Here is a 13,064-nt window from a genome sequence, read left to right as displayed (position 1 = left end):
GAGGTGAAAATATTGGCTACTGAAATTGTTTCTACTAATAATACATGGCCGAACTACTCGGCTTCGAACACGGCCACAACTAGTGCAGCTACCAAGGAGTTAGGGAAGGATCAGTTTCTTAAGATACTAATCACCCAACTTCAAAATCAGGATCCAATGCAGCCTATGGAGGATAAGGAATTTATTGCTCAAATGGCGCAGTTCAGTTCGGTTGAACAGCTTGTTAACATCTCATCGCAACTCAAAACGCTCAATCAGTCACTTGGTGCGGTTTCAAGCATGATTGGACGAGAAATTAGCTGGCTTTCTTCTAATAAAGAGGACAGCGGAACCCTTCGTCAGGGGATTGTAGATTCAATCATTGTACGGGATGGTGTACAGTACGCTAAAGTGGGCGACGACGAGATTGAGTTGAATGAAATTATTCAGGTTTCGAATCCTGCTCCAATTGAAGAGGAAGAAACCCAGGCTCAGAGTACTGCAGATGCTTCAGCACCAGTGAATGAAAGCGAGGAAGCTGGAACAGCTGTTCAGGATAGTGGGAACACGTTATGAGTGAACGAATAACGGTAGGACAACTATATACAGGCCCGGTAACACCTAATTTGCTTAATCGTGCTAAACAGACTGAAACAACAGCTCCTGAACGACCTTTTGCCCAAGTGCTTGAGGACAATCTGTTGAAGCTTAGCAACCATGCTGCCAAAAGATTGGAACAGCGGGGGATTGAGCTGAAAATCGAACAAATGCAGCAGATTGGAATTGCACTCGACAAGGCTGCGGCCAAAGGTGCAAAAGAATCTCTGATCCTGATGCAGGATATGGCCTTTATCGTAAATGTTAAAAATCGAACTGTAGTCACAGCGATGGATAGCGAAAGCATGAAGGATAACGTTTTTACACAGATTGATAGTGCAGTAATCATATCATAACCGGCTGGCCCTTCTCGGGAGCCGGAACACCGCTGACCGACTGATGCGGTAACCAAATTATGGCTGGGAGGATTTATAATTATGTTGAAATCGATGTACTCTGGCGTTTCCGGGATGCGGGGTTTTCAAACGAAGCTGGATGTTATTGGTAATAATATCGCAAACGTAAACACCGTTGGCTTCAAGGGAAGTCGTGTTATGTTCAAAGATATTATGAGTCAAACTACTTCTGGTGTCACTGCACCGACTGATACTCCAACTGGTGGTGTAAATGCCAAGCAAATCGGATTAGGTGTGTCTGTTGGTTCTATAGATACATTGCATCTCGCAGGAAGTCCTATGACAACAAACAATCCAACAGATTTACGAATTAATGGAGATGGCTTTTTCCTGGTTCGTTTGAGCGAAGATCAAGAAATCCCCTACCTTACTCGTGCAGGTGATTTTCATGTTGACGCAGCACGCAACCTGGTGACTTCAGACGGTCTTTTCGTAGTAGACAGTGGTGGTGGTAATATTACAATTCCTGATGATGTTGTTTCATTCACAATCGGACAGGATGGAACGATTAACCAGACAATGGCTGACGGCACAATCGAGCCAGGTCCACAGATTGGAATCGGTAAAGTAGTTAATCCAGAGGGGCTTGAGAAAATTGGTGGAAACTTGTACCGAATGACTGCAAATGCCAATCCGGATGGTGCGCTTGAACCTTTAACAGCTAATAGTGCTGAAGATGGGACTGGTTCAATCATTGCAGGCCAACTGGAAATGTCCAATGTGGATCTAACAGGTGAATTTACGGAGATGATCGTCGCTCAACGTGGTTTCCAGGCGAACTCACGGATCATCACAACATCCGATGAAGTGCTTCAGGAAGTTGTTAACCTGAAACGTTAATAGCTGATTAGTAAGTTTTAATGCGTGGAGGAGCTAGCTCCTCCACATTGATCGAGAGGGGGCTTAGCATGATTTCGGTGACGCGGTTAAATGGTTCTCCTATGTGGTTAAATGCGCTGATGGTAGAGATTGTAGAAGAAACGCCGGATACGTATATTACTCTGGTAACTGGTAAGAGACTGATTGTTCTTGAAAGAGCAGATGAAGTCATTTCCAAAATCAAAGATTACAACCGTGAAATCGGGGTTCAGGCAGCCACTATCAAAGTGCAGCAAACGGAGGAATCCTGATGAAGAAGATGATGCCTTGGGTGGCAACGATTTTGCTTGCCATTACACTCATTGTGGTGGTTGTGTTTGTATTTATGCAAGGACAACCGGGAAACAAAGCCGATCAAGATGTAGCTTTGGCTGCTGAAGCCAAGAAGATGACAGCTGACGAAATTGTCGAAGTTACTTCTGAAATAACAGACATTAAGACCAATTTGGCTGACACTAATCACATCGTACAAGTAAACTTGGCTTTCAAAATGACTGATGCTAAAGCCAAGGAAGACTTTGAGAAAATAAAAGAGATTACTGTGAAACCAATCATTGTTCAGACTTTTGCGGATGCACAGCCAGATGAACTAAAGACAGCCAAGGGGCGGTCGCAGTTTAATGAAAAGCTTACAAAACTGATCAATGAGGCCTTGCCAGAACCAAAGCTGAGTAGTACGAACTTTACTTATTTTTTAATGGCATCGATGTAATAGAGCGCGCTGTACAATGGTAAGGGGGTGAGAACATGGTGGATGTATTATCACAAAATGAGATAGATGCCCTATTAGCAGCACTCTCCTCAGGTGAGATGGATGCTGAAGAACTAAAAAAGGAAGAAACTCAGAAGAAAATTAGATCATATGATTTTAAAAGGGCAGTCAGATTTTCTAAGGATCATATTCGAAGCTTGACCAGAATTCACGAAAACTTTGCTCGTTTTCTCACCACTTATTTTTCAGCCCAATTGCGGACCTTTGTTCAAATTAATGTCGTTCAGGTGGAACAGCTGCCTTATGATGAATTTATCCGTTCAATCCCTAAAATGACGATATTAAACATATTTGAAGCAGAACCATTACAAGGTCGAATGGTCATGGAAGTTCACCCCAATGTTGGTTATGCGATGTTGGATCGATTGCTGGGTGGTACGGGAAGTGCGCCGACTAAAATAGCTTCAATGACTGAAATAGAAACGACAATTATGGAGCGAATCTTCAGCCGAGCGTTCGAAAGTTTGCAGGAAGCATGGAAGACAGTGCTAGACATATCGCCGAGAATGGAAGCACTGGAGACGAATCCACAGTTTATGCAGATCGTATCACCCAACGAAACGATTGCCTTGATCTCGCTGAGCACCAAAATCGGTGACACTACGGGCATGATCAATTTGTGTATCCCGCATGTCGTTCTTGAACCTATTATGTCAAGGCTGTCGACACATCAGTGGTTTGTTTCAGAGAAGAAAACAAGAGCCCCGGAAGAATACGATGCCCTTAGAGAACGTGTGAACAAAGCCAAATTGCCAGTTGTTGCGGAACTGGGTGAATCCAGAATTTCGATCTCGGAATTCCTTGGCCTTTCGGTCGGCGATGTCATAACGTTGAACAAACCGGTTGATGAGGGGTTATCCATCAAAGTGGGCGACAGGTTGAAGTATATGGGCAGTCCGGGAACGATAAAAGACCGTGTGGCTGTACAAATAGATAAGATTGTCACCGAAGGAGTTGAAGAATTTGACGAGTAAGGATTATTTGTCCCAGGAAGAAATCGATGCTTTGCTCCGGCAATCCGAATCGATGGGTAGCACGGAACCTGCTGAAAAAACAGTTGATGACTTTTTGACTGAACTGGAACAAGATGCATTGGGGGAGATCGGTAATATTACGTTTGGTAGCGCAGCGACAGCACTGTCCACGCTACTGGGATTAAAAGTAGATATTACAACACCGAAGGTATCCATTATCAGCCGTTCGCAATTCGAAGAAGCGTTTCCCAAGCCACATGTTGCAGTACATGTCAATTATGTGGATGGATTTGAAGGGATCAATTCACTAGTTATCAAAAAGCGCGATGCACAAGTCATTGCTGATCTGATGCTTGGAGGCGAAGGCAATCCTGCGGATGAAGAGCTGAATGAGATCCATATTAGTGCAGTGCAGGAAGCCATGAATCAAATGATGGGTTCATCAGCAACCTCCATGTCTACGATTTTCAACCGATTTGTGAATATCTCTCCGCCAGGCATTGATATTCTCAATATGGAAAGTGGCGAGGGTGTAAGCAGTCTGCCGCACGACGAAACATTGATTCAAGTATCGTTTCGCCTCCTGATTGGTGATCTGATTGACTCCAATCTGATGCAGCTTTTGCCTGTTGATTTCGCCAAACACATGGTGGATATGTTGATCGGCGGAGCACAAGAATCAACGGCTAATGCGCCAGTGACAACACCATCGCATGCAGCACCAGTAGCGGCAGCTCCACCTGTGGCGCCGGAGCAACCACCGGTTCAACAGCAAATGCCTCCACAGGCGCCTCAACAGCCTGCTCCAGACTATAATGGATATGGACAGGCACCAATGGGGATGCCGCAAGGAATGCCGCCACAACAGCCTTACGGGATGCCACCACAGCAACCGTATGGTGCACCACAACACTACGGCGGTATGCCAAACAGGAATGTGAATGTACAACCCGTCCAGTTCGCCAATTTGCAAAATGGGGCTTACGGTCAGGTGGACGAAAATAATTTGAATTTATTGATGGACATTCCCCTTAAAGTCACCGTAGAATTAGGAAGGACCCAGAAGCAAATTAAGGATATATTGGAACTCTCACAAGGTTCAATTGTCGAGCTGGATAAACTGGCCGGCGAACCTGTCGATATTTTGGTCAATAACAAACTGATCGCTAAGGGAGAAGTCGTCGTTATCGATGAAAACTTTGGTGTTCGTGTTATAGATATCGTAAGCCAATGGGACCGAATTCAGAAATTACAATAAGCACAATTTAGGGAGGACTTGAATCAAGATGGCAAACCGAATTTTAGTCGTGGACGACGCTGCATTTATGAGAATGATGATCCGGGACATTTTGTCCAAAAACGGATATGAGGTCGTTGGCGAGGCTCAGGATGGAGCACAAGCAATTGAGAAATTTAAGGAACTTCGTCCTGATCTGATCACGATGGATATTACCATGCCTGAGATGGATGGTATTGCAGCACTGAAAGAAATCAAAAAAATCGATGCGAACGCTAAAGTCATTATGTGTTCAGCTATGGGACAACAAGCGATGGTAATTGATGCGATTCAGGCTGGTGCCAAAGATTTCATCGTTAAGCCATTCCAGTCTGACCGAGTCATCGAAGCGATCAGTAAAACGCTGGGAGTTTAAGACACATGATGATGGCGCAGGGTGATACTCCTGGAGGAGCTGACATTGGGACCAACTATTATTTTCAGCTTGTATGGGTGATTGTCGTCCTGGCCGTCATCCTGGTCCTTATCGTCTACCTGCTCCGCTTTTTGAACAAACGGAATCAGCAGTGGTTCCGAAGTGGTACAGTCCGCATTTTAGGTGGTGTGGGGCTGGGACCGAACAAGTCACTTCAGATTATAGAAATTGGTGGCAATGTTTATCTAGTCGGTGTTGGCGAAAATATACAATTGCTAGACAAAATTTCAGATTTGGATGAGGCACAGAGAATTGTTGAATCATTTGAGAGAGAAGCTTCTTCACAACAGGGAAGCCGTTCACCTTTAATCAACAAGCTGGCATCCCGCTTGCGTAAGAAAGAACCACCAAGGGAAATGGAACTTGAGGATACTGCCTCTTTTCACGAGCTATTCGAGTCGAAGCTGCGGCAGATGCCTAACCGAAAGGAAAAGATGGACAAGCTCCTGGAAGAAGACAATACTACAGATCGGTCGAGGGATTCATGAAGAAAAAGATTTGGCTAGCATGTTGTTTGATGGGGCTTATCAGCCTGGCATCTGTGACGGTTGCCTTTGCCGAACCGATACCGAACATCGATATCCAAATCGGAAGCGGAGATGGGGGAACACCAAGTACAAGTTCTCTTTCCATAATACTGTTAATTACGGTGTTAAGTATAGCGCCCGCAATACTGGTGTTAATGACCAGCTTCACCCGAATTGTTATCGTTCTCGGTTTTATACGGACATCCTTGGGGACGCAGCAAATGCCACCCAATCAGGTGCTTGTCGGTTTAGCGCTCTTCCTGACACTGTTTATCATGTCACCGACGCTGTCTTCCATTAATCAGGTAGCTCTTCAGCCTTATCTCAAAGGAGACATTACGCAAACGGAAGCGCTTGAAAAGGCACAAGATCCAATTAAGAAATTTATGTTCTCCCACACAAGGGAGAAAGATTTACTGCTTTTTATGAAATATAATCAGACCGAAAAACCAGAAACATATCAAGACATACCGATCACTGTCATGGTGCCAGCGTATGCAATCAGTGAATTAAAGACAGCATTCCAGATGGGATTCATGATTTTCATTCCGTTTCTAGTCATAGACATTGTGGTTGCAAGTACTCTCATGGCTATGGGGATGATGATGCTACCACCGGTCATGATCTCATTACCTTTTAAGATATTGCTATTTGTCCTTGTGGACGGTTGGTATCTTGTAGTGAAGTCACTGCTGCTGAGCTTTAACACATGAGCAGGAAAGTTGAAGGAGGACGGTCATGACTTCAGAATTTATTATAGGTCTGGCCGGGAAAGCAGTATATACGTCGCTGCTGGCCAGCGCACCCATGCTTATACTTGCTCTAGTTGTAGGTCTCATTATCAGTATATTTCAAGCAACGACCCAAATTCAGGAGCAGACATTAGCCTTTGTACCGAAAATTATTGCCGTACTTTTGGCAGTGCTCTTATTCGGACCTTGGATCTTAAATATTTTGGTAGATTTTACGTATAACATTCTCGATAATTTATACAGATATATAGGGTAGGCTTTCGCACATGGAGACATTGTTGCAAAGTTTTCCTGTCGCTCTGCTTATGTTTTGTCGAATTGCATCATTTTTTGTAACAGCTCCAGTATTCTCAGCTCGAAATGTGCCGAATTCCATTAAGGTTGGTCTTTCGGCATTTGTAACATTAACGGTTTATGTCGTTTATGGCATGAATCAGGAAGTGCCTACTGATCTAAGTTACATTCTGTTGATTATCCGGGAGATATTAATAGGATTGCTGCTAGGTTTCGTAGCCTATCTGATTATGACAGCCGTGCAGACGGCGGGAACATTCATTGACCTTCAGATTGGTTTTGGTATGGCGAATGTATTTGATCCGATGACTGGTGCTTCTGCACCGCTGACAGGTAATTTCAAATATGCTTTTGCTATGCTGCTTTTCCTGACGATGAATGGACACCACTACCTTTTGGACGCCATTGTGTACAGCTATCGCTGGATACCCTTATCCAATGCCTTTTTCATACGATTGGCCGACGGTAGTATTGCTGAGTTTCTCGTTCGTACGTTAGGTGAGGCCTTTATGCTTGCCTTCCAAATGTCCGCACCCATTGTAGTGGCTTTGTTTTTGACGGATGTGGGATTGGGTTTCTTGGCTAAAACTGCTCCTCAATTCAATGTGTTTGCTGTCGGTATGCCGTTAAAGGTCCTGGTGGGAATCGCCATATTGCTTTTGATGGTTCCGAGCTTCGCCTTTGTATTTAGCCAATTGTTCGAAGCGATGTTTAGATCTATGGAAAAGTTGCTTGGAACGATCGGACAAAGGCCGGGCTAAAGGAAACGGAGGACAGGATTTAAATGAAATTTCAGCTTGACCTTCAGTTATTCGCAGGGGAGAAGACGGAGAAAGCCACCCCGAAAAAAAGGCAGGATACACGCAAAAAGGGACAGGTTGTTAAAAGTATGGAGATCTCCGGAGCATCCATTCTCCTGTTCACCTTTTTAATCATGATGGTATTCAGTGATTTTTACAAAGAACGCATTGTTCGGTTATTTACAGATATCTTTATGAATCGGCTGAGCTTGGAGATTACCGGCGAGAATGTAATGGCCCTTATGATGCGCTACGGCATTGAAGTTATGCTGCTGCTGGCACCCGTACTGATCGGTGCTGCGGTTGTTGCCTTGATCGTCAATTATATGCAGGTTGGTTTTCTGCTTGTGGGTGAAGGATTGAAGCCAAAGCTTGAGAAGCTTGATCCAATCAAAGGTTTCAAAAACATTTTCTCACTCCGTTCATTAGTGGAGTTTGCAAAATCCATCTTGAAAATGTCGATTATCGGTTATCTTGTCTACAGCACGATTACAAGTTATCAATCGGATATTGCTTCACTTTCTCATTTTTCTTTGGATGCCATATTACATTTTTCGGCTTCAATCACCCTCAATCTGGGTGTCAAAATTGCTGTGGCCTTAATGGTACTCGCAGTGTTCGACTATATGTATCAGAAATATGATTACGAGAAAAACATTCGAATGTCCAAACAGGACATCAAGGACGAGTACAAAAAAATGGAGGGTGACCCACTGATCAAGGGTAAAATCAGGGAACGTCAGCGTCGCATGGCTGTACAGCGCATGATGCAGGAGGTTCCAAATGCAGATGTGATCATCACAAACCCGACGCACTTCGCAGTAGCGCTGAAGTATGAAGGGTCTGAGATGGAAGCACCTCAGATTATTGCCAAAGGTCAGGATTACGTCGCCTTGCGCATCAGGGAGATTGCCAAAGAGCACGGTGTCATTACAATGGAAAACAAGCCGCTGGCACGGGCATTGTTCCAGAGGGCCGAGATTGGCGACGCCATACCGGCTGATTTGTTTCAAGCGGTAGCCGAAGTGCTGGCTTATGTATATAAATTAAAGGGCAGAACGAAATAAAAGGGATCGGAGGCCGTACATTCATTGAAAACAAAAGATATTGCTGTCCTTGCGGGTATCATTGGCATTGTGTTGATGATGATTCTCCCGATCCCAACCTGGTTGTTGGACATGCTGCTTGTTGTCAACATTTCACTTGCATTGATGATATTGCTCGTAGCGATGAACAGCAAGGAAGCGTTGCAATTCTCCATCTTTCCGGCTTTATTGTTGATTACTACACTGTTTCGCTTAGCGTTAAATATTTCAACAACAAAGCTGATCCTTGGAGAAGGAGACGCCGGGTCTGTCGTAGCCACCTTTGGTAGCTGGATCGCAGGCGGTCAAATTGCTATTGGTTTTATCGTCTTCCTCATACTGGTCGTTGTTCAGTTTATCGTTATCACCAAGGGTTCAGAACGTGTAGCTGAAGTTGCAGCACGGTTTACACTCGATGCGATGCCTGGTAAACAGATGAGTATTGATGCGGACTTAAATGCAGGCTTGATCAATGAACAACAGGCCCGTGAACGTCGTTCCAAAATTGAGCGAGAGGCTGACTTCTACGGTGCAATGGACGGTGCGAGTAAATTCGTAAAGGGAGATGCGATCGCGAGTATTATCATCTTGCTGATCAATCTCATCGGTGGATTTATTATCGGTATGACCGTACATGGTCTCTCGTTTGCAGATGCGTTGTCCACCTATTCTGTATTAACAATCGGGGATGGATTGGTCAGTCAGATTCCTGCACTTTTGATTTCTACAGCAGCGGGTCTTATCGTCACTAGAGCGTCATCCGAAGGTAACTTGGCAGATGATATTACGGGGCAGTTGTTTACATACCCGACGCTCATATATATTGTAGCTTTTGTAATAGCAATGCTTGGTTTCTTCACTCCAATTCACGCCATTACGACCATACCTTTGGCAGGTATACTGGCTTTTGCCGCATGGAGGATGCAAAATACGCTGAAATCCAAACAAGAGGCAGAAGAACAGATGGAGGAGGAACAACAGATCGAAGAGGTTAGAAGCCCAGAAAGTGTAATTAACTTGCTTCAGGTAGATCCAATCGAGTTCGAGTTTGGTTACGGTTTGATTCCTCTGGCTGATAACCAGCAGGGTGGAGATCTACTGGATCGGATTATTATGATACGTAGGCAATGTGCGCTTGAATTAGGGCTCGTTGTCCCTGTCATTCGGATTCGAGACAATATCCAATTGAGACCTAATGAGTATGTCATTAAGATCAAGGGTAATGTGGTGGGTGGCGGTGAATTGCTGCTGAATCATTATCTGGCTATGAGTCCTGGGTACGAGGAAGAATCTGTGACAGGAATTGAAACTACGGAACCGGCTTTTGGTCTTCCGGCTCTATGGATTGACGAAGTGACCAAAGATCGAGCTGAGCTTGCTGGTTACACGGTTGTGGATCCGCCATCCGTAGTGGCTACCCATCTGACGGAACTGATTAAGAAACACGCACATGAGCTTCTTGGCAGACAAGAGACGAAGGCGCTTGTGGACAATCTCAGAGAGAACTATGCTGCACTTGTCGATGAACTGATTCCATCGATTTTGGGCATTGGGGACGTACAGAAAGTGCTGGCAAAACTTCTGCGCGAGAAAATCTCCATCCGGGATATGGTTACAATCTTCGAGACACTGGCTGACTACGGGACGTATACCAAAGACCCGGATGTTCTGACAGAGTACGTAAGACAATCGCTTTCCCGTCAAATTACCCAACAGTTCTCCCAAAAAGGTGAAACACTGAGAGTGATTACCGTTGGGCCTGGATTGGAAAAGAAAATTGCCGAAAGTGTACAACAATCCGATCAAGGAAGTTACCTTGCACTGGATCCTGCGTCTACACAAAGTGTGTATCAAAAATTGACCGAGCAGGTCAATCGATTAATCCAATCAGGTCAACAACCTGTCGTATTAACTTCTCCAACCATTCGTATGTACCTGCGTCAAGTCATTGAACGTACCATGCAGGACATACCGGTGCTTTCTTATAGTGAGTTGGAACCGAATGTTGAAATCCAAAGTGTCGGAGTGGTGAACTTATGAGAGTAAAACAATATATTGTTGAGACCATGCCCGAAGCTATGCTTCAAATTCGGAAAGACTTGGGAGGTAACGCTGTCATTCTGTCCACCAAAGAAATTAAGGTGGGCGGAATGATGGGAATGTTTCGCAAAAAGAGAATTGAAGTTGTAGCTGCGGTTGAAGCGGAAGATAAAAAAGAAGCCAAGAAGCAGATACAGAACCAAGTTGCGTCAGTGCCTCGTTCGTATGTTCCTGAAGCGTACAGGCAGACGGCCCGTTCATTTGTGAACGAAGCGAGTGAATCGGAATCAGCAGCCCAGGTTGTTGAACAATACGCCGATGAAAAACGTAAGGAAACCGCTGCTCATGCTGAATCGATGAACAATGATTCAGTTAGAGGGCGCGGTAAATTTGAGTCAAACACGGATCATAAACCGCGACCGGAAGGGGCGGATTTTTCGGGTTCATCGTCTGCCGTGCAGGAACCAAACAAACAGGGCCAACAAGAACTGATGTCTGAACTGAAAGAACTTAAAAAGATGATGACTCAATTATCTAGACAGAATGAATTGGCTGACCCTGTACCTGAAGAGTTTCTTTTTCTTAAAGAGAGACTGAGTAATCAAGAGGTGCGGACGGAAGTTTTTGAGTCATGGTTCGAAACGGTTCAGAGCCAGTTAAATGCGAAAGAGCTGGACGAAAATGAGATTGTTCAATCCGTTCAGCAACAGATTTTAACGTTCCTGGAGGAACGTATCGATGCGGGGATATTGCCTGGCACTCGTATTGTTTATGTTGCTGGACCCACAGGTGTGGGGAAAACAACAACCATAGCCAAACTGGCTGCTGAGCAGATGTTTAAGCATCATCGGAAAGTGGGATTCATTACATCGGATACGTACCGTATATCAGCAGTAGAACAACTTAGAACCTACGCTTCCATTTTGAATGTTCCACTTGAGGTTGTACAGTCTCCAGGAGATACACAACGAGCCATATCACGTTTGCAGGATTGTGACCTGATCTTCATGGATACGGCTGGAAGAAATTATAGAAACGAGTTGCTTGTTTCGGAGTTGCAAAGCCTGCTTGCACCAGTAGAGAACAGTGAAACCTTTCTCGTCATGAGCATGACATCCAAAAGCGCGGACATGTTTGAAATTACCGAACATTTCAGCAAGTATGGGTTGGATAAAATCATTTTCACCAAGATGGACGAAACGGGCACTTGTGGTCCAATGATTAATCTGCTGCATCACTTCCCGTTGAAACTTGCCTATGTGACCAATGGACAGAATGTTCCGGATGACTTGCTCAAACCAGATCCGGCTTCATTGACTAAACAATTGCTGGGAGAACTCGCGAAATGAAGGACCAGGCAGCCTCTCTTCGAAGTTTGGTGTCAGCACCGAGTGCATTGGACAAAACCCTGCGCAGTGGACGCTCTTCGAAAATCTTAACGATTGCCAGCGGCAAAGGTGGGGTAGGGAAATCCAATTTCACGTTAAACTTTGCCCTTGCGCTGCAAACGCTAGGCAGGAAGGTACTCGTATTTGACGCAGATATCGGTATGGCTAATATTGATGTCCTTATGGGGACTTCATCTCCCTATAATCTGTATCATTTATTGTATCGGCAGAAGTCCATTCAGGAAATCATTCAGCTTGGTGCGAATGGACTACCTTACATTGCCGGTGGTTCTGGCATGAAAGAGTTATTTTCGTTGTCGGACCGTGATTTGGAATTCTTTGCAGAGCAAGTGGAAATGGTTGCCCAAGAAATGGACTATGTCATATTTGATACTGGAGCTGGGCTCTCCCGCGAGAATATGAAGTTTATTGGTGCAGCTGACGAATGTATGATTATAACCACACCTGAACCCACTTCCATAACAGATGCATATGCACTGGTCAAAGTGATGCATGGTCAGGAAAATGCTACACCTTTTCGGATGGTCGTTAACCGTGTTGAAAATGAACAGGAGTCGGAACAGGTGGCGGACAAAATAGCAGGAGTAGCCAAGCGTTTTTTACAAACGGATATCCCCCTGCTTGGGTATGTTTCTGAAGATCCGAATGTTGTTAAAGCGGTGAAGAGACAAGTGCCTTACAGCTTGGCTTATCCCCATTCAAAGGCTTCCAGAGATATACAGCGGCTAGCCCTTCGCTATTTGGCTGAACCAGCGGTTAACGAAGCCGGAACCTTGACAGGAATCAGGGGATTTATGAAAAAGTGGCTTAGGAAGACAACATGATTCT

General features: G+C 44.7%; 16 protein-coding genes. All 16 read left to right on the top strand.

From position 1 onward, the window contains the following. Positions 1–12 precede the first annotated feature (12 nt). On the top strand, positions 13–555 hold the full coding sequence (locus tag GUA98_RS02150; protein WP_193721927.1) for a flagellar hook capping FlgD N-terminal domain-containing protein: 543 nt from the start codon (positions 13–15) through the stop codon (positions 553–555). After that, the gene (locus tag GUA98_RS02145) at positions 552–932 is read left to right on the top strand and encodes a TIGR02530 family flagellar biosynthesis protein (protein ID WP_193721926.1); all 381 of its coding nucleotides are present in this window, start codon (positions 552–554) and stop codon (positions 930–932) included. Before GUA98_RS02150 ends, GUA98_RS02145 begins: the two co-directional genes overlap by 4 nt. A gap of 81 nt (positions 933–1,013) precedes the next feature. Continuing rightward, the gene (gene flgG / locus GUA98_RS02140) at positions 1,014–1,832 is read left to right on the top strand and encodes a flagellar basal body rod protein FlgG (RefSeq protein WP_193721925.1); all 819 of its coding nucleotides are present in this window, start codon (positions 1,014–1,016) and stop codon (positions 1,830–1,832) included. Positions 1,833–1,900: 68 nt separating this feature from the next. Continuing rightward, positions 1,901–2,122, top strand: coding sequence for a flagellar FlbD family protein (locus GUA98_RS02135; protein WP_193721924.1), 222 nt, complete (start codon positions 1,901–1,903; stop codon positions 2,120–2,122). Then, positions 2,122–2,583, top strand: coding sequence for a flagellar basal body-associated FliL family protein (locus GUA98_RS02130; protein ID WP_193721923.1), 462 nt, complete (start codon positions 2,122–2,124; stop codon positions 2,581–2,583). The genes GUA98_RS02135 and GUA98_RS02130 overlap by 1 nt, the downstream gene beginning before the upstream one ends. Before the next feature lie 35 nt (positions 2,584–2,618). After that, positions 2,619–3,617 carry a flagellar motor switch protein FliM gene (gene fliM, locus GUA98_RS02125; RefSeq protein ID WP_183520905.1) on the top strand — a complete coding sequence of 333 codons (999 nt, stop codon included), beginning with the start codon at positions 2,619–2,621 and terminating at the stop codon, positions 3,615–3,617. Further along, positions 3,607–4,875: a flagellar motor switch phosphatase FliY gene (gene fliY, locus GUA98_RS02120; protein WP_193721922.1), complete on the top strand. Its 1,269-nt coding sequence runs from the start codon at positions 3,607–3,609 to the stop codon at positions 4,873–4,875. The genes fliM and fliY overlap by 11 nt, the downstream gene beginning before the upstream one ends. Positions 4,876–4,903: 28 nt before the next feature. Continuing rightward, positions 4,904–5,269: a response regulator gene (locus GUA98_RS02115; protein ID WP_095287820.1), complete on the top strand. Its 366-nt coding sequence runs from the start codon at positions 4,904–4,906 to the stop codon at positions 5,267–5,269. 11 nt (positions 5,270–5,280) lie between these two features. Further along, on the top strand, positions 5,281–5,817 hold the full coding sequence (locus GUA98_RS02110; RefSeq protein WP_227779385.1) for a flagellar biosynthetic protein FliO: 537 nt from the start codon (positions 5,281–5,283) through the stop codon (positions 5,815–5,817). Continuing rightward, positions 5,814–6,569, top strand: coding sequence for a flagellar type III secretion system pore protein FliP (gene fliP / locus GUA98_RS02105; RefSeq protein ID WP_095358618.1), 756 nt, complete (start codon positions 5,814–5,816; stop codon positions 6,567–6,569). Before GUA98_RS02110 ends, fliP begins: the two co-directional genes overlap by 4 nt. Before the next feature lie 25 nt (positions 6,570–6,594). Further along, positions 6,595–6,864 carry a flagellar biosynthesis protein FliQ gene (gene fliQ, locus GUA98_RS02100; protein WP_111270016.1) on the top strand — a complete coding sequence of 90 codons (270 nt, stop codon included), beginning with the start codon at positions 6,595–6,597 and terminating at the stop codon, positions 6,862–6,864. 10 nt (positions 6,865–6,874) lie between these two features. Continuing rightward, positions 6,875–7,663: a flagellar biosynthetic protein FliR gene (gene fliR, locus GUA98_RS02095; protein WP_127536254.1), complete on the top strand. Its 789-nt coding sequence runs from the start codon at positions 6,875–6,877 to the stop codon at positions 7,661–7,663. A gap of 23 nt (positions 7,664–7,686) precedes the next feature. After that, positions 7,687–8,769 carry a flagellar biosynthesis protein FlhB gene (gene flhB / locus GUA98_RS02090; RefSeq protein ID WP_095287816.1) on the top strand — a complete coding sequence of 361 codons (1,083 nt, stop codon included), beginning with the start codon at positions 7,687–7,689 and terminating at the stop codon, positions 8,767–8,769. Between the two features lie 24 nt (positions 8,770–8,793). After that, positions 8,794–10,827, top strand: coding sequence for a flagellar biosynthesis protein FlhA (gene flhA, locus GUA98_RS02085; RefSeq protein WP_193721920.1), 2,034 nt, complete (start codon positions 8,794–8,796; stop codon positions 10,825–10,827). Next, entirely contained in the window at positions 10,824–12,176 is a 1,353-nt protein-coding gene (flhF, locus tag GUA98_RS02080) for a flagellar biosynthesis protein FlhF (RefSeq protein WP_193721919.1), read from the top strand. The genes flhA and flhF overlap by 4 nt, the downstream gene beginning before the upstream one ends. Next, positions 12,173–13,060: a MinD/ParA family protein gene (locus GUA98_RS02075; RefSeq protein ID WP_193721918.1), complete on the top strand. Its 888-nt coding sequence runs from the start codon at positions 12,173–12,175 to the stop codon at positions 13,058–13,060. Before flhF ends, GUA98_RS02075 begins: the two co-directional genes overlap by 4 nt. Positions 13,061–13,064: the final 4 nt, after the last annotated feature.

This window comes from Paenibacillus sp. P13VS, assembly GCF_015143645.1.
Classification (GTDB): Bacteria; Bacillota; Bacilli; order Paenibacillales; family Paenibacillaceae; genus Paenibacillus; species Paenibacillus xylanilyticus_A.
The sequence above is the reverse complement of the archived record's forward strand: the minus strand, read 5'-3'. Positions and strand labels throughout refer to the sequence as shown.